The sequence below is a fragment of the Rhizobium sp. SG2393 genome (genome assembly GCF_042610495.1).
Taxonomy (GTDB): Bacteria; Pseudomonadota; Alphaproteobacteria; order Rhizobiales; family Rhizobiaceae; genus RU20A.
Genome location: NZ_JBHGAP010000003.1, coordinates 188777 through 205422, shown reverse-complemented (window position 1 = coordinate 205422; position 16646 = coordinate 188777). Strand labels below are relative to the sequence as shown.

At 64.4% G+C, this 16646-nt stretch carries 14 protein-coding genes; 4 read left to right on the top strand and 10 right to left on the bottom strand.

The annotated features are described in order from the left end of the window. Window positions 1–126: 126 nt before the first annotated feature. Entirely contained in the window at window positions 127–2433 is a 2307-nt protein-coding gene (locus ACED18_RS11605) for a putative bifunctional diguanylate cyclase/phosphodiesterase (RefSeq protein ID WP_377292272.1), read from the bottom strand. 483 nt (window positions 2434–2916) lie between these two features. Here ACED18_RS11605 and ACED18_RS11600 point away from each other — a divergent pair, with 483 nt between their 5' ends. Then, window positions 2917–3693: a gamma-glutamyl-gamma-aminobutyrate hydrolase family protein gene (locus ACED18_RS11600; RefSeq protein WP_377292270.1), complete on the top strand. Its 777-nt coding sequence runs from the start codon at window positions 2917–2919 to the stop codon at window positions 3691–3693. Window positions 3694–3739: 46 nt separating this feature from the next. Here the strand turns inward: ACED18_RS11600 and ACED18_RS11595 are convergent, their stop codons facing one another. The 3 genes from ACED18_RS11595 to ACED18_RS11585 form a co-directional block, all read right to left on the bottom strand. Further along, entirely contained in the window at window positions 3740–4711 is a 972-nt protein-coding gene (locus ACED18_RS11595; RefSeq protein WP_377292268.1) for a 2-hydroxyacid dehydrogenase, read from the bottom strand. 36 nt (window positions 4712–4747) lie between these two features. Beyond that, window positions 4748–5767 carry a LacI family DNA-binding transcriptional regulator gene (locus ACED18_RS11590; protein ID WP_377292266.1) on the bottom strand — a complete coding sequence of 340 codons (1020 nt, stop codon included), beginning with the start codon at window positions 5765–5767 and terminating at the stop codon, window positions 4748–4750. Window positions 5768–5946: 179 nt separating this feature from the next. Next, window positions 5947–6459 (bottom strand): MarR family winged helix-turn-helix transcriptional regulator, encoded by a 513-nt coding sequence (locus tag ACED18_RS11585; RefSeq protein WP_377292264.1) that lies wholly within the window; start codon window positions 6457–6459, stop codon window positions 5947–5949. A gap of 115 nt (window positions 6460–6574) precedes the next feature. Between ACED18_RS11585 and ACED18_RS11580 the strand changes: the two genes are divergently transcribed. The 3 genes from ACED18_RS11580 to ACED18_RS11570 all read left to right on the top strand — a co-directional run bounded on the left by ACED18_RS11580 (window position 6575) and on the right by ACED18_RS11570 (window position 9672). Next, a complete protein-coding gene (locus tag ACED18_RS11580) occupies window positions 6575–7369 on the top strand; it encodes a creatininase family protein (RefSeq protein ID WP_377292370.1) in 795 nt (264 codons plus the stop codon). A gap of 77 nt (window positions 7370–7446) precedes the next feature. Further along, window positions 7447–8574, top strand: a complete 1128-nt coding sequence (locus ACED18_RS11575) for a CobW family GTP-binding protein (protein ID WP_377292262.1) — start codon at window positions 7447–7449, stop codon at window positions 8572–8574. 108 nt (window positions 8575–8682) lie between these two features. Further along, window positions 8683–9672, top strand: a complete 990-nt coding sequence (locus tag ACED18_RS11570; protein ID WP_377292260.1) for a WD40 repeat domain-containing protein — start codon at window positions 8683–8685, stop codon at window positions 9670–9672. Between the two features lie 43 nt (window positions 9673–9715). Here the strand turns inward: ACED18_RS11570 and ACED18_RS11565 are convergent, their stop codons facing one another. The 6 genes from ACED18_RS11565 to odc2 all read right to left on the bottom strand — a co-directional run bounded on the left by ACED18_RS11565 (window position 9716) and on the right by odc2 (window position 16293). Beyond that, complete coding sequence (locus ACED18_RS11565) at window positions 9716–10165, bottom strand: glyoxalase superfamily protein (RefSeq protein WP_377292258.1); 450 nt, start codon at window positions 10163–10165, stop codon at window positions 9716–9718. A gap of 230 nt (window positions 10166–10395) precedes the next feature. Next, window positions 10396–12957 (bottom strand): HWE histidine kinase domain-containing protein, encoded by a 2562-nt coding sequence (locus ACED18_RS11560; protein ID WP_377292256.1) that lies wholly within the window; start codon window positions 12955–12957, stop codon window positions 10396–10398. After that, window positions 12950–13507: a biliverdin-producing heme oxygenase gene (locus ACED18_RS11555; RefSeq protein ID WP_377292254.1), complete on the bottom strand. Its 558-nt coding sequence runs from the start codon at window positions 13505–13507 to the stop codon at window positions 12950–12952. The genes ACED18_RS11560 and ACED18_RS11555 overlap by 8 nt, the downstream gene beginning before the upstream one ends. 141 nt (window positions 13508–13648) lie before the next feature. Then, window positions 13649–14284, bottom strand: coding sequence for a LysE family translocator (locus tag ACED18_RS11550; RefSeq protein WP_377292252.1), 636 nt, complete (start codon window positions 14282–14284; stop codon window positions 13649–13651). A gap of 193 nt (window positions 14285–14477) precedes the next feature. Continuing rightward, window positions 14478–15068 (bottom strand): GNAT family N-acetyltransferase, encoded by a 591-nt coding sequence (locus tag ACED18_RS11545; protein WP_377292250.1) that lies wholly within the window; start codon window positions 15066–15068, stop codon window positions 14478–14480. Window positions 15069–15159: 91 nt separating this feature from the next. Further along, window positions 15160–16293 (bottom strand): ornithine/lysine decarboxylase, encoded by a 1134-nt coding sequence (gene odc2 / locus ACED18_RS11540; RefSeq protein ID WP_377292248.1) that lies wholly within the window; start codon window positions 16291–16293, stop codon window positions 15160–15162. Window positions 16294–16646 lie beyond the last annotated feature (353 nt).

Here is a 16646-nt window from a genome sequence, read left to right as displayed (position 1 = left end):
ACACTAACGGGGCGCTTTGGGGCTGCAATGCCTAAATCTGACGGTCGCTGGCGTAGTGGATTGTTTTCATTGCCAGAAGCAAATGTTGTGCACAGAAAACCGCAGCCGGGCCAAACGCTTTGGCTATCAGGTCAGCTGGCTTTTGCGGGCCGCGATCGCTCGCTTGCTATCGGTCGCGAAAGCCAGATTCAGGATCTCGCCCGCCGGCATGGGCCGAGCAAAGACATAGCCCTGGATCAGGTCGGCGCAGTCATGCGCGCGCAGGAGGTCGAGCTGGTCCAATGTTTCCACACCCTCGACAATGACCCGCAGGCCAAGTTCGCGCGAGAGCTGCACGACGCCGCGCAGCAGATTGAAGCGGCGGGCATCCTCGCGGATGTTGCGCACGAAGGAGCGATCGACCTTGACCAGATCGAGCGGCAGCGTATCGAGATAGCTGAGGCTGGAATAGCCGGTGCCGAAATCGTCGATGGCAATCGCGATGCCGCGGGCTCTCAGTTGCTGCAGCATGGCGCCGACCTTGACGGGGTCTTCGATGAAGCCGCCCTCGGTCACCTCCAGGTGCAGCCGCCGCGGCGGCAGCCCGGTCTCTTCGAGAATTTGCAGCACCTTGGCCGCAAAGCCCGGATTGCGCAGGTCGACCACCGAAAGGTTCACGGACACGGCCATCCCGTCCGGCCAGTCCATGCAGTCGATGCAGGCCCGGCGCAGCACGAAGGCCGTCACTTCGCTCACCAACCCCATTTCTTCTGCGACGCGAATGAAGACGGCAGGCCCGACCGGGCCGCGTTCGGGATGCGTCCAGCGCGCCAGCGCCTCGCAGCACTCGATATGCAGCCCGTCAGGCGTGATCATCGGCTGATACGCGACCGAAAGCGCGGCCGTCTCCAGCGCCTGCTGGAAATCCGCCTTCAGCTTCTGCCGGTCCACATATTGCTCATCCATGGTCTCTTCGAAGGCCGTGAAGCCGCCGCGATTGCGGTTCTTGCTTTCAAACAGCGCCAGATCCGCCTTGATCTGCACATCCTCGAAGCTGAAAGTTCCGGCAGGCGTCATCACCGAGCCCGCGCTCATGGTCAGCAGGAAGGTGAAGCCACTGACCGTATAGGTGCCGCGCATCTGCTGGTGCAGGCTGCGCATGCGGCTGTCGAGCGCCGCCCGGTCGGGTTCGTCGGCAAGGAGCACGACGAACTCGTCCCCCATCAGCCGGCCGACGATGGCGCCCTCCCCGGCAAGCGCTCTCAACCGCTCGGCAACCACGACCAGCAGCTGGTCGCCGACGACATGGCCCCGCATGTCGTTGACATGCTTGAAATCCACGATGTCCATGATGAGGAACGCGACGGGACGATCCGGATCGCCCTGCCCGATGGCAGCCTCAACCAGCTCGCTGAAATAGGACCGTGTCGGCAGCCCCGTCAGCGCGTCGTATCGCACCATGTTAAGGATCTTCCGCTCGGCCAGAATGCGCGCCGACACATCTTCGAAGATCAGGACCGTCCCGCCATCCAGCCGCCGGCTGGCGGAGAATTCGAGGTAGAAATCGTCCGGGAACGGCACGAGCGTGCGCGTTTCCACCCCCTCCAGCAGCGGCTTCAGCTGCCGCAGCACCTGACGGATCTGATCGCCATCAAGGAAACTGTGGCGCATGCCGTATTTCAGAACGACCTCCAGATGGCTGTCCTTCAGCCCAAAGGTCCAGTCCAGATTGAGCAGGTCGGTCGCCCGACGATTGACGACAAGAACGCGCCCCTGGGCATCGAGCATGAAGAGCCCATGCGTCATGTTGTTCAGCGCCGCATCGAACCGGTCGGCAATCGTGGCGATCTCCGTCGCGGCAATGACGTTGCGGTAGAGAAATTCACGCACGCCCTTCGCCATCTGCCAGGTGGTGACAGCCAGCGGGATCATCAGCGCGGCAAGGACGCCCATGTAGAAGTCGCCAAGGCTGAGCAGGCCGAAGAAGATCGGCCCGCAGGCCCCGGCCGTCAGAATGGCCACGGCCCGCGACGATCCGTAATTGCGCCCGACGATCGAGATCATGGAGGCAACGGTCACGGAAATGCAGGCCAGCTCGGCAAAGGCATCCTGGGTAACGACGATGGCATAGGCGCAGGCCAGGCCGCACGTCATCGTCACGCACAGGCCGCCCAGCAGATATCGGTCCTCCCACAGGCGCAACGTCACGTCATCGGCGCTGGAAAGATCGAGGCGGTCGAAGCCGCGCATGTCGAACATCCGCAGAACGAAGATGGCGATGACGGCAACGGTCGCGAACAGGAAAAAAGCGTCGTCAACGCGGGTATAGACCAGCAGAAACGTCACCGCATGGCTGATCATGCCGATGAACAGCGTCGCCCTGTTCTCATAAAGAGAGCGGACGAAGGAATGATAGACGCCTTTCGGCAGTGGCTTGCGGCGTGGACGAATCATGGTCCTACAACTCCAGCCTCGACATCTGGGAGAATCGCGGACGCGCCTCCCTCACCTGTTGGCATCGCCCGTGCCGGGGAAGGCACGACCGGGTATCGCATGAGCACGCAATTGTTCCCGGCAACGACTTTGAGAGCCTTTCATAAGAGAGCAGAATTTAACGAAAGACTTACTTCAAACCTCGAAATTGACCCCCCGCAACCGTAAGTCATGGAAACCTGCGGTATTTCGAAGTTTATGGCGTTCTACTTTATATTCAAGGTTGCATTGCATGATCTCTACGTGAGGAGACGGATCATTTCGGCCATTTGATCTTATCTTCATTTCGAAAATTTGCGAGATATCAAACGTCTTTTGGTTGCGAAGCTCCAAAGGGCAGGCGCGACACCATCAACACCTGTTGACATTGCGCCCGCGACCTCCCATCCCATCTTGCATACAGTGGCCGCGCCCTGTCGCGGCGAGCCTTCCGGAGCCGTCCCTATGCACACCCCCGCCGTTGCCATTCCCTGCGATTTCCGCGCCTTCGACGGCAATGTCTGGCATGTCGTCGCCCATCAATATGTGCGCGCCGCCGTCGATGGCGCCGGCGTCATGCCGCTGCTCGTACCGGCACTCGAAAAGGGCAACGATCCCGATAGCATTCTCGATCGTGTCGAAGGCCTGCTGGTCAGCGGCGCCCGAAGCAACGTGCATCCGAGCCTCTATGGCAGGCAAGCGCGGGAAGAGGACGGCCCCTTCGACCCCGGCCGCGACGCGACCAGCCTGCCGCTGATCCGGCGCGCCCTGGAGCGCGGCATTCCGCTGCTGGCCATCTGCCGCGGGATCCAGGAACTGAACGTGGCGCTCGGCGGCACCCTCGAAAGCGAAATCCAGAACAAGCCCGGCATGTGGGACCACCGCAAGCCCGACGTGCCGGAACTCGACGTCGCCTACGGCATCCGCCAGTCGATCTCGATCAAGGAGGGCAGTTGCCTCGCCGCCGTGCTTGGCGCCGGCGAGGTGCGCGTCAATTCCCTGCACCGCCAGGCCATCTCCGCCGTCGCACCGCGACTGGCCGTCGAGGCGCTGGCTGACGACGGCACGGTCGAGGCCGTGTCCGTCATCGATGCCAAGGCCTTCGCCGTCGGCGTTCAGTGGCATCCGGAATACTGGGTCGGCACGGACAATCCGTCCAACACGCTTTTCAAGGCCTTCGGTGAGGCGGTGCGCGCCTATGGAGCGGAAAAGCAGCGGGCAAAGGCCGGCGTCACTGCCTGACGGCACCCAACCTTGATCGCAAGGCCGGACGGGGAACCGCCCGATCTTACGCCTTGCGCGTGAACGGCGTTTCCGGCACCGGAGTCAGTGCCGTGCCTTTGTCGAACCAGTTCAGAATATTGTCCGCCACGAGATCGGCCATCGCCTCGCGCGTCGCGACCGAGGCGGAGCCGACATGCGGCAGGAGCACGGCGTTCGGCAGGTCGATCAGAGACTGCGGCACATGCGGCTCGTCCTCGAAGACGTCGAGGCCGGCGGCCGCAATCGTTCCGCTCCGCAGCGCTTCGATCAGCGCCGGTTCGTCGACCGTCGTCCCGCGTCCGACATTGATCAGCACGCCTGTCGGTCCGAGCGCCTTCAGCACCTCGGCATTCACGGTGTGGCGGGTCTCCTCCGTGCCGGGCACGATCACCACCAGCGTATCGACGGCTGCCGCAAGATCGAGAAGCGTCGGATACCAGCGATAGGGCAGCGCCTTGCGCTCGGTGCGACTGTGATAGGCGATCGTCACGCCGAAGCCTTCCAGCCGGCGCGCGATCGCCTGTCCGATCCGGCCGATCCCGTAGAGACCGACGGTCCGGCCGCGCAGCGTCAACGGCGTCAGCCGGTAGACCCCCTCGGCCACCCATCGTCCCGCACGCAGCCAGCGCTCGGCACTGGAAAATTCCCGCAGCGTCGACAGCAGCAGGCCGATCGTCGTATCGGCAACCTCTTCGTTCAGGACGTCAGGCGTATGGGTGACGACGACGCCACGCGCGGCGGCATCCGCCGTATCCACCCCGTCATAACCGACACCGAAATTGCCGACGATCTCCACCTTCGGAAGCGCGGCGAGAAGCTCCGGCGCCAGCCGGCCCTGCAGCGCGATGCCGATGGCGCGCTCGGCCAGATCCGCCGTGACGGCCGCCGGCTCGCCAATGCCGGTGACCACCTCGAAACGATCGGAAAGCCGCGTGACCACATGCGGATGGATCTTGCCGGGAACGACGATGACGGGACGGTCAGTGGATGCGGACATGTGAGGAGAACCTTGCGAGGGCGGAAGATGGCGGGCTCAGCGCGGCCGCAGCGGGCCGGTGGACTGGCGGATGCGCATTTCCGGCTTGATGAGATGGATGCCGTCCGGCTCGTGGCTGCCCGAAAGCTTGTCGAGAAGCGCGCGTGCCGCGCTGCGGCCAACCTCTGCCTGCCCGTTCCATACGGTCGTCAGCGCCGGCGTCGCAATCGAGGCCTCCTCGAGGTCGTCATAGCCTGTGACCGACACGTCCTGTCCCGGCACCAGGCCGGCGCGCGCAATCCCGTTCATCATGCCGATGGCGACGAGATCGTTCCAGCACACGACCGCCGTCGGCTTCTGCGGCAGCGAGAGCAGATGCACCGCCGCCTCGAAGCCCCCCTGCTTGGAGCGGGGGCCGGGAATGCGCAGTTCCGGGTCAACCTCGATATTGGCCTTGCGCAACGCGTTCACATAACCTTGGTAGCGGTCACGTCCCGTGGATGTCTGGTCCGTGCCCCCCACCATGGCGATGCAGCGATGGCCGAGCCCGATCAGGTGGTTGGTCGCAAGCGAAATGCCGTAGGAATCGTCGCCGCGGAAGATCGGCACATCCACGTTGTCGATGGAGCGTGCGATCAGGATCGCCGGCATCCCGTTGTCTTCCGCAAGCTGGATATCCTCCGGCGGCGTGCCGATCGCCGGCGACATGATCACGCCGTCACCGCCAAGCTGCAACAGGGTCTCGATGAAGACGCGCTGCTTGTCGACGCTGTCATAATGGTTGGAGAGAATGAAGGTCTGTCGGTCGCGGTCGAGTTCGGTCTCGATGGCCTTCAGAATTTCACCGTAGAAGGGGTTCATGATGTCGTGCACCACGACGCCGATGATGCCGGAGCGCGAGGTGCGCAGGCTGGCGGCACGCCGGTTGTAGATGTAGCCAAGCGCGCGGGCCTGCTCCTTGATGCGATCCCGCGTCGCCACGGCTACAAGCGGACTGTCGCGAAGCGCGAGCGACACCGTTGCCGTCGACACGCCGAGCGTATCGGCGATCGTCGAAAGCTTCACCTTTTGCGCCATGCAGTGCTGCCTCCCCAGGCCATTCGGATTTAATTTCTTTTAAAGACTTTAAAAAAGAATGGCAATCCGCGCTTTGTCAAGGGGTTCGGGGCACTTGGCCTATGGTTACCGGCCACGTGGCGGGCCGCAGGAGATCGAGCAATGCGGGAGGGTGTCGCTGAGGACGCCTGCCGGGCCGGTCACTCGACCTCGGCGACATGCCCCTGAAGATTGCGGTCAACGACCCGCAACAGCTTTGTCAGCGTCTTGACCTGCTTTTCGCTCAGGCCATCCACGGCAAGCTTTTCGGAGGCACTGGCGGCATCGGCAATCTGCTGCAACAGGGCGCGACCGGTCTCCGTCAGGTAGACCTTCGTCAGGCGGGCATCCTCTTCGTCGGCGCGGCGCTCCAGAAAGCCCTGCGCCTCCATGCGGCCGATGGTGCGGGTCATGGTGGGCGCCTTGACGCCGAGCCTCGTGGCCAGCATGCCGGCGGTCAGCCCGTCCGTTTCGGCAAGCGCCATCATCACGCCGTCCTGGCCGGCATAAAGGCCGCTGTCGAGAAGATTGCGCGACTGAACGGTCCGCATGGAGCGCGCCGCCTGCACGATCATGGCGCAGACATCGGGTGTGCCCGCATCAAGCTCGACAAGCTTGCGCTTCTTGTCCTTCTCGCCCTTGGCCCTCTTCTCGGCCTTGTTCTTCTTGCCCATGCTGCCTCCGCCAAACGATTTGCACCGCCGTGCCTTATCCCATATGACTCAGTTATGTTATCAGCCGCAAGACGGAGCGAGGCGAAGGGTGCACGGAGCAACCGGTCAACATCCGCTGCCCCGTCGTTTCTGGCATGAAAACGACGCCAGCCTGCCGCCGGAGGCGCGGCGCGACTGGATCGTCGTGTTGCCCCTCGGCGCCCACGAGCAGCACGGCCCCCACCTGCCCTTCGAGACCGACACGCTGATCGCAGACGGCATCGTCACGCGTCTCGCTGCCTCCCTGTCTGAAGACCTGCCCGTCACCTTCCTTCCCGTCGAGCCCGTCGGCTATTCCATCGAGCATATGGATGTCGCCGGCACCCGTACGTTGACCTGGCAGGACGCGATCAACCGCTGGCTCGGCATTGCCGGCGACCTTTCCGAGCAGGGCGTGAAGAAGTTCGTGATGCTAAACGCCCATGGCGGCAATTCCCCCCTGATGACCGTCGTCGCGACCGAGGCCCGCATCCGCTTCGACATGCTGGCGGTTGCGACCAGCTGGACCCGCTTCGGCCAGCCCGACGGCTGGATCAACCCTGCGGACAAGGCCATCGACATCCACGCCGGCGACATCGAGACCTCCGTCATGCTGGCGCTTCATCCGGACAGGGTGGATCGCGCCAGGCTCGCTGCCTTCCCGTCGCGTCAGGCCGACTTTGCCCGCCGCTTCAGGCACCTGCGCGCCTACGGCCCCCACGCCTTCGGCTGGCGCATGCGCGACCTCAACCCGGACGGCGCCGCCGGAAACGCAAGTGCTGCAACCGCCGAACGCGGCGAAATGCTGCTCGCCCACGCGCTGAAGGGCATCACGGAACTGCTGGAGGACGTGCGCGCTTTCGAGGTGGGGATGCTGGCAAAGCCTCTTTGATATGGGAGGCGGAAGGCATATATGAGGGCGGCCGTCGGCGCGTCCGCGACCGGCATTCTGTTTCGCGAGGTTTCCCCATGACCGAAGCCGTGGCTGCAAAGCCCATTCCCGTCACCGTTCTCACCGGCTATCTCGGTGCCGGCAAGACCACGCTCCTCAACCGCATCCTCTCGGAAAACCATGGCCGCAAATATGCGGTCATCGTCAACGAGTTCGGCGAGATCGGCATCGACAACGATCTCATCGTCGAATCCGACGAGGAAATCTATGAGATGAACAATGGCTGCATCTGCTGCACGGTGCGCGGCGATCTGATCCGGGTCGTTGAAGGCCTGATGCGCCGTCCCGGCCGCTTCGATGCGATCATCGTCGAGACCACCGGCCTTGCCGATCCCGTACCGGTCGCCCAGACCTTCTTCATGGACGACGACGTGCGCGCCAAGACCGAACTCGACGCGGTCGTCACCCTTGTCGATGCCAAGCACCTGATGCTGCGCCTGAAGGACAGCCGCGAGGCCGAGGACCAGATCGCCTTCGCCGATGTCGTGCTGCTCAACAAGACCGACCTCGTGACGCCGGAAGAGCTTGCCCGCGTCGAGGCCACCATCCGCGCCATCAACCCCACGGCCCGGATCCACCGCACCGAGCGCTCCAATGTCGATCTCGCCAAGGTGCTCGACCAGGGCGCCTTCAACCTCGAGCGCGCGCTGGAAAACGACCCGCATTTCCTTGACCACGGCCACGATCATCACGATCACGACCATGTCTGCGGCCCGGACTGCGGTCACGACCACCATCACCACGGCCATGATCATCACCACGATCACGGGCATGACCACCACCACCATGGCCACGATCACGACCATCATCATCACGACCATGCGCCCTCCGACATCCATGATGTCACGGTCCAGTCGGTGTCGCTGCGTGGCGGCGAGATGAACCCCGACCGCTTCTTCCCCTGGATCCAAAAGATCACCCAGACCGACGGCCCGAACATCCTTCGTCTGAAGGGCATCATCGCCTTTGCCGGCGATGCGGAGCGCTATGTCGTGCAGGGCGTGCACATGATCATCGAGGGCGACCACCAGCGCCCGTGGAAGGATGGCGAGAAGCGCGAAAGCCGCCTCGTCTTCATCGGCCGCGAACTGGATCGCGAGAAGCTGGAGCGCACTTTCAAGGCCTGCGAAGCCAAGCCGAACTGACCGCCGATCGGAATGGCCGGCGCGGGCCTCCTGCGCCGGCCGTTCTCTATCGACATCCCGCCCTCCCCGCGCCAGCGGGGATCGAACCGCAGATCCCGGAATTGCCTGATGCCCACCGTTGCACCGCTCGATCTCGACGGCCATGTCGTCGCCGCCGTCTTTCTGGGAGACACACCCGTCTTCGCTACCGCCAGCGGCGAAATCCACCGTCTGGATCATGGCCAGAAGACAGAGGCCGCCCATGACGGCCTGCTGACGGCGGTCAAGGATAGCGCGAGCGAGACGCTGGTGACGGGCGGCGAGGACGGCCGCGTCCTGCGCATGGCAGCCGATGGCAGCATTACCGAACTCGCTTCCGTGCCGCGCAAGTGGATCGCGAAAGTCGCCGCCGGCCCGCAGGGCGCCGTCGCCTATGCCTATGGCAAGACGGCCCATGTGCGGCTTGCCGATGGCACCGTGAAGGAGTTTGCCGAGGAGCGCACGATCGAGGGCATTGATTTCGCTCCGAAAGGCCTGCGCATCGGGCTCGCCCGCTACAACGGCGCCTCCCTGCACTGGGTCGCAACCGCGAGCCCGCCGGTCGATCTCGAATGGAAAGGCGCCCATAACGGCATCACCTTTTCGCCCGACAACCGCTTCGTCGTCACCTCCATGCAGGAGAATGCCCTGCATGGCTGGAAGCTCGAGGGCAAGCCGGGCAGCGACAGCCGGCATATGCGCATGACCGGCTATCCGGCCAAGGTGAAGTCGCTGTCATGGTCGGTCAAGGGCAAGTGGCTCGCCTCCTCCGGCGCGCCCGCCGCCATCGTCTGGCCCTTCCAGGGCAAGGACGGCCCCATGGGCAAGGCACCGCTGGAACTCGGCACCCGCGCCAACATCATGGTCACCTCCGTTGCCTGCCATCCCGCCGAGGAGGTCGTGGCGATCGGCTATCAGGACGGCATGGTTCTCGCCGCCCGCATGGCCGACAGCAAGGAAGTGCTGCTACGCCGCCCCGGCAAGGGCGCGATTACCGCCATGAGCTGGAGCCGCGACGGCAAGCGCCTCGTCTTCGGCTCCGAGGCCGGGGATTGCGGACTGGTCGATATATCCGCCTGACGGAGAGTAGGCCGGAGAGCGGAGCTCCCCGGCGACTGGCGGTTCACCAGCTGAGTTCCACCTGCGGCCGGCCGTTCGAGGTTTTCTCGAACGTGCATCCTGTCTCGTCCACCGTGCAATGAACGCGCTGGCGAAAAGCCGAGAAGCTTTCGAACGTTACGACATCGACCGGTGTATCGAAATGCAGTGTCAGCCGGTAGCGCGCAGGCTCTTGGCTCAACATTTGCACGCCAAGGACGGAGGCGACGAAGGGCCGGCCGAGATAGTGGCCCTCCACCCGCGATCCCAACAACATGGGATCGAAGACCGGCCGGTTACCGGCGGCCGCGTGGATGGTGTTCCAGTCACGGTAACCGTGCTGGGCGGCGACAAGCTCCAGCGCACGCGAATGGCTGATGGACCGGCCCTCCGCGGCAAGGGCGGCGCGCAGGCGTTTGGCCTGATCTTTTAGGCGGTCAAGGGATGGAAGCGCTTTTCGAAGAGGTGCGGACATCGGATCGGTACTCCTGTCAACGCATGTCGGTTTTGCGAGGGGAGTCCGCGTTGCCATCGGCGACATGCTGAACATGAGAGACCGGAGACGATATCGAAGAGCTTCACCACAGCGCTGCACACGCTTGCGGACGGCCGGGGCTCTCACCCGTTGTTCGCCCTATAGCGCAATGCGCGACGATGGTCAAAGCGTCGCCTGCACCCGTTACCCACCTTCACCAAGACAAAGCGTCACGCATCGGCGTCGGTCGGCGCCAGCACCTGCATCAGCGCCGCCAGCAGCGCATCGCGGTCATAGGGCTTGCGAACGATCGGCACCGGGCCGAAACCCTGCGGAATGATCCCGGTCTCGCCATAGCCCGTGGCGAAGACGAACGGCACGCCGCGGCGAAACAGCTCCTCCGCCACCGGCAGCGACGTGCCGGTGCCGAGATTGACGTCAAGCACGGCAACGTCGGGCGCGATCCGCTCGAGACGGCTGAGCGCGGAGGCAGCCGAAGCTGCGGTTGTGACTTCGCCGACGCCTGATTCCAGAAGCATGGCTTCCACGTCAAGTGCGATCAGCATCTGGTCCTCGACGAGGAGAACTTCGATATCCTGCAGACGCGACTGTTCGTCGGCAACTGCGACAGCCTCAACCGCCTCCGGACCTGCGGCCTGCGTATCCGCGACCACCGACACGTGCCGGCTGGGCAGCACGAAACGGGCGGTCAGCCCCTCCGGCGCGAACTGGACATCGCTCCGCCCGCCCAGATCATAGGGAATGCTGCGATCGATCAGCACCGTGCCGAAGCCCTGCCGGGTAATGCGCCCCAGCGCCGGGCCACCCCGTTCCTGCCAGTCGATCACGCAGTCCGCCCCCTCGGTCACCGCCCAGTGAACGGTCAGCCGCCCCCCTTCCGCCGAAAGCGCACCATATTTGGCGGCATTGGTCGAAAGCTCGTGCAGCACGAGCGCCATGACGGAAAAGGCACGCGCGTCCAGCCAGACCTGCGGCCCGGTGAGCGAAATCGTCGCCTGCTGGCTGCGATAGGGTGTCAGCTCCGCATTCAGGAGGTCGGCCAGCATACCGCCGCCATCGCCGCGCACCACCTGGTCATGGGCAAAGGCGAGTGCCTGGATGCGGCCCTTCAGCGAGCCCACATAATCCTTGAGGCTGCGCCCTTCGGCCACCGGATGCGCCACCAGCGACTTGATGATGGCGAGGATGTTCTTGACGCGGTGGTTCAGCTCCTCGTTCAGCATGCGCTGGCGCACATCCGCCTTGCCGCGTTCTTCCGCCAGCAACTCGTTGTGGCGCAGCACCACCTCCACCAGCGCGGCGCGCACGGCATCGGCGATCTCGCGGTCTGCATCCGTCCAGGGCTTCGCCTGCTGGCGCACCTGCTCCTTCCAGATCGCAAAGCTCTTGCGCGGCGTCAGGCGGTCACCCAGCGGGCCGACCTCGTAGACCTTGTCGGGATTGCCCGCCCAGTCGAGCGTCTCCACCACCTCGCGGCGGAAGAAGAACAGATAGTCGCGCGGGATCTGCGACAGCGGAACGATGAGGACGCCCGCCGCTTCCTGGCAATAGGCCTGCGCGGACGGCAGCTTCTGGGAGAGCGCATGCGTCGCCCAGATCCGCCCGTCGGCGACACCATTGGCAAAGCGCGCAAGCGCCGGAACCGCTGACGCCGGCGGCGCGCTGCCGGACGTCGTCCAGATTCCCTCCACCCACAGCCCGATGCCATCGCAGGGCATCAGTTCCCGGAACTTGGAGAGGTTTTCGGCAAGCAGATCGGCAATGTCGCCGCGATGCGAGGCAAGCGAGAGGAAGGCATCCAGCGACCGGCGCGCCCGGCTTGCCATCTCCAGCTTGGTCTTTTCCTGCAGCGCATGCAGGTGCAGCGAAAAGAACGCGCCGAACATCTCCGCCGCCACCCGCTCCGCCATGGAGAGCACCCGCGGCGAGTAGTGATGACAGGCGATCAGGCCCCACAGCTGCCCGTCCACGATGATCGAGATCGACATGGAAGCGGAAACCCCCATGTTCTTCAGGTACTCGCAGTGGATGGGCGAGACGCTGCGCAGATGCGAGAAAGACAGGTCGAGCGGCTCGCCCGAAGCATCGACCACGGGAGAGATGGGGATGCGCTCGAAATGCGCATCCGAGATCACCCGGATCGTATTGCGCAGGTAAAGCGCGCGCGCCTGCTGGGGAATGTCGGTGGCCGGAAAATACTGGCCGTAGAAGCTTTCGAGGTCTGAGCGCTTGCTCTCCGCGATCACCTGCCCCGCCCCGTCATGGCCGAAGCGGTAGACCATGACGCGGTCGTAGCCGAGTGCGCCGTGAATCAGTCGCGCCGTATCGCGCATCATCGCAGCAAGTTCGGTGACGCCACTGATGCGGCCGATCATTTCGCGCGCCAGCGACAAGGGCTGGCGCACCTTCGGATCATGCGGTTCGAACTCGATGATGACGGTGGAGAGGTGCCGGTGCACGGCGATGTCGAACAGCCGTCCCGCAGCCCCGGCAGCAACCGCGAAAAGCAGCGCGGGCCGCTCCGGATTGCGGGTCGTGGCAACGGCATTGCGCACGTCATGCGCCGCCTTGTCGCCGATGATCGACTGCAGCGACAGGCCGTTGATGGCGCTGCCGACGCCGAGCATCGCCTGCGCATTCACGGAGTGGCGCAGGACCGTCTGGCCGTAATTGTCACAGGCAAGCAGGAAGCCGTGCGGCTGGATGCTGCCGGGAATGTGGATGGGCTCCCGATCACAATTCGAGAGATCGACGCTACGCGCTTCAGGCATCGGCAAAGGCCCCGCTGAAGGCGAGCGCGGCATCGCCGAACGCGCGCTCTGCGGCGCGCGCGGCCCGCCCCGCGTCATATCCCGGCGCTTCCTCCAGGATGGCGCCGAACGCCCGCCACGCTTCCACCCGGCCCGCAAGGAGGAAGAGGTGGCGAGCGCCGCTGTCGGCCGTCAGGCCGAGAGCCAGGGCACGCTGGCACAGGAGGCGCGCACCGAGCCCTGAACCCTCGAGCACGTAAAGTGTTCCGAGCAGGCTGGACGTGTCCGTTTCAAGCACGGCCCTGTCGGCGGAGGGCAGGCGACGGGCACCGAGATCGGCGAGATCGCGGGCAGCTGCGTCTGCGGCGCGCCCCATGGACCAGGATCCGAAACAGGACGGCATCGCAAGACCGGTGAGCGCGGCCTCATAGCGACTGCGAAACAGATGGATCGACTGGAGATAGTCAGTGTAATCCGCCCGGGTCTTCCACTCGCCGACCAGATGGTCGACCTTGTCATGGGCGTGGCGGGTGCGTTCGCGGAGGTCGAAACGCCGATTGGTAGGCTGCATGCGTTCGATCGTCCTTGCGAATCGGAATGTGACAAAACACAAGCGAAACGCATGACGCTGCGGTTGGTTCCCACGAACATAACTATTTTTTGAAGAGCGAAAACAGGCCGGCGGAAGCGCAAATCGCCCCGCCTTCACCCATCAGGCGCGAGACGCCGAGGTGACGAGAAACCACACGGCAACACCGGCAAGCAGCAGCGACAAGGCCCGCCGAAGTCGCCGTTCACGAGCGGGATCGGCGAGGTAGGGGTGGAGCGTGCCGGCCAGCGCGACGATCAAGGCGTGGATGGCAGTCGCGACACCCACATAGATCGCGCCGAGGAGCACGAAGGGCGCCACGCCCGACAGCCGGCTGTCGATGAAGCCGGGCACCACGGTGACGAAGAACAGCGCCGCCTTCGGATTGAGGATATTGGTGGCGAGCCCGCGCAGGAAATACGTCGCCGCGCCGCGGCCCGTCGGCTCCGTCTCCGTGCCGCCATCCCGCCATCCGTCATAGGCGAGGTAGAAAAGAAAGGCCGCACCGCCCCAGCGCAAGGCCTCGTAGAGAAGGGACGACCCGCGAATGAGTTCGGCAACGCCATAGGCGCTGGCGATACCGAGCAGCGCCAGACCGAGCGCGATACCCGCCACCGTCGCCAGTCCCTTCATCCGCCCTTCGCTTGCCGAAACGAGGGCGAGATAGGCCATGTTCGGCCCGGGCGTGATCTCGATCAGCACCGCTGCCACGAAAAAGGAGAAGAGAGTCGTCGCCGGCAGCAGCGTGAAAACATCCAAACCCGTGCCCTCCCCAACGGTCAGATGACCCTTCGTCATCCTGACAGCCGACAGGTGCGACAATCAAGCAAAAGCGAAGCGGGCAAGAGATGGTGCTGAGGCGGTAAAGGGCGCGGCAAAAGATTCGGGGCGCCACTCGCGCCCGGGAACAGGGCATGGCGAGCGGCGCCCGGCGCCTCCGCGATGAACGCGATCAGGCGGCCTTGAGGTAGGACGGCGACGACAGCTTGCGCCCCGTGGGCACGATCATGCCGGCAGCGCCGGAGAGCCAGCCGGCCTTGAGCTCGAGGCCGAGGAAACGGCGGCGCTCGAAGGGGCCGGGCATGACGAGGTGCTGCGCACGGTCGGCGAAGAAGCCGAAACGCTCGTAATATTCGGGATCGCCGACGAGCAGGATCGCGCCATGCTCGCGGCGCGCCGCTTCCTGGATCGCCGCACGCATCAGCGCGCCGCCCACACCCTTGCCTTCCTGGTCCGGATCGACGGCCAGCGGGCCGAGCAGGAGCGCGGGCACGGCATGGCCTTCGGCGGTGACGCCGGCCTCGATGTTCCACAGGCGGATCGTGCCGATCACATGGCCGGACGGATCACGGGCAACGAGCGCCAGGCCTTCGGCCGGCAGGCGGCCGCGGCGGATCTTCTCCGACGACTTGCGCGTGCGGCCCGGGCCCATGGCGCGGTCGAGCAGCGTCTCGCGCGCCACGACATCACCGGCGTTTTCCGTGTCGATCACATAGGCATTCTGCGCGAAGAAAGCGCGCACAGTGTCAAGAACAGTGGCCATCGTCGGCCTCCCGTACCCAAAACCGCTTCAGACGGTATCCAGAACTGATTGTGGAAACCGCTCCCGCCTCATGCGGGAGCGTCATGCGCGTTTAGATGACGTAGGCCTTGAGCGGCTCGAAGCCGTTGAATGCGACGGCCGAATAGGTCGTCGTGTAGGCGCCGGTGCCTTCGATCAGAACCTCGTCGCCGATGGTGAGCGACACCGGCAGCGGGTACATGTTCTTCTCGTACATCACGTCGGCCGAATCGCAGGTCGGACCGGCGAGCACGCAGGGCTCCATCTCGTCCTGATCGCGCGTGGTGCGGATCGGGTAGCGGATGGCCTCGTCCATGGTTTCGGCGAGACCGCCGAACTTGCCGATGTCGAGGAACACCCAGCGGTGCGCGTCATTGTCGGACTTCTTGGAGATCAGCACGACTTCCGTCTTGATGACACCCGCATTGCCCACCATGCCGCGGCCCGGCTCGATGATCGTTTCCGGCAGGTTGTTGCCGAAGTGCTTGCGCAGCGAACCGAAGATCGCCTTGCCGTAGGCTTCGGCCGACGGCACGTCCTTCAGGTACTTCGTCGGGAAGCCGCCGCCCATGTTGACCATCTTCAGCTCGATGCCCTGCTTGGCAAGCGAGACGAAGACGCGCTTGGCATCGGCAAGGGCCGAATCCCAGGCATCGACCTTCGTCATCTGCGAACCGACATGGAACGAGACGCCGTAGGAGACGAGGCCGAGCTGATGGGCGTAGACGAGAACGTCGACAGCCATCTGCGGCACGCAGCCGAACTTGCGCGACAGCGGCCATTCGGCACCGTCACCATCGGTCAGAACGCGGCAGAAGACACGCGCGCCGGGAGCGGCACGGGAGATCTTCTCGACTTCCTCGTGGCTGTCGACGGCGAAGAGGTTGATGCCGAGTGCATGCGCACGGGCGACATCGCGCTCCTTCTTGATCGTGTTGCCGAAGGAAATGCGGGCGGGCGTTGCACCGGCGTTCAGCGCCATTTCGATTTCGGCGACGGACGCGCAATCGAAGTTGGAGCCCATGCCGGCGAGCAGACGCAGGATTTCCGGAGCCGGATTGGCCTTGACAGCGTAGTAGATGGAGCTGTCGGGCAGGGCGTGGCGGAAAGCCTTGAAGTTGTCGCGCACGACGTCGAGGTCGACCACGAGGCACGGGCCTTCGGGACGTCGGGTGTTCAGGAAGTCGATGATGCGTGCGGTCGTCATAATGGTATCCCCATAATCCAGCTGCTCCGGGAGTAACCCAGAGGGACAAAGGACAGATGCGACGACATCACGGTGCCAGCCGGTGGAGACCCCGGAACCATGACATGCGCAGCTGCGCGAACGGTGGAACGAAGCCCGCCTAGGCTCTGTTCCGCTTTGTCTGCCTTAGATTGGAGGGAGTGACCCGACCGCACTTTCGGCAATGAAGGTGTGCCTCTTCAGTAACGTCGGCTGATGGAAAGCCGACAGAGACCAGAAAGGCCCGCACCGTCGTTGCTTCAAGGTGTCCTCGCATTTCCCGGTTGGCCGGGATAGCGACTGGAGCGGTTAGTTCCAGGTACCTTACCGTTTCC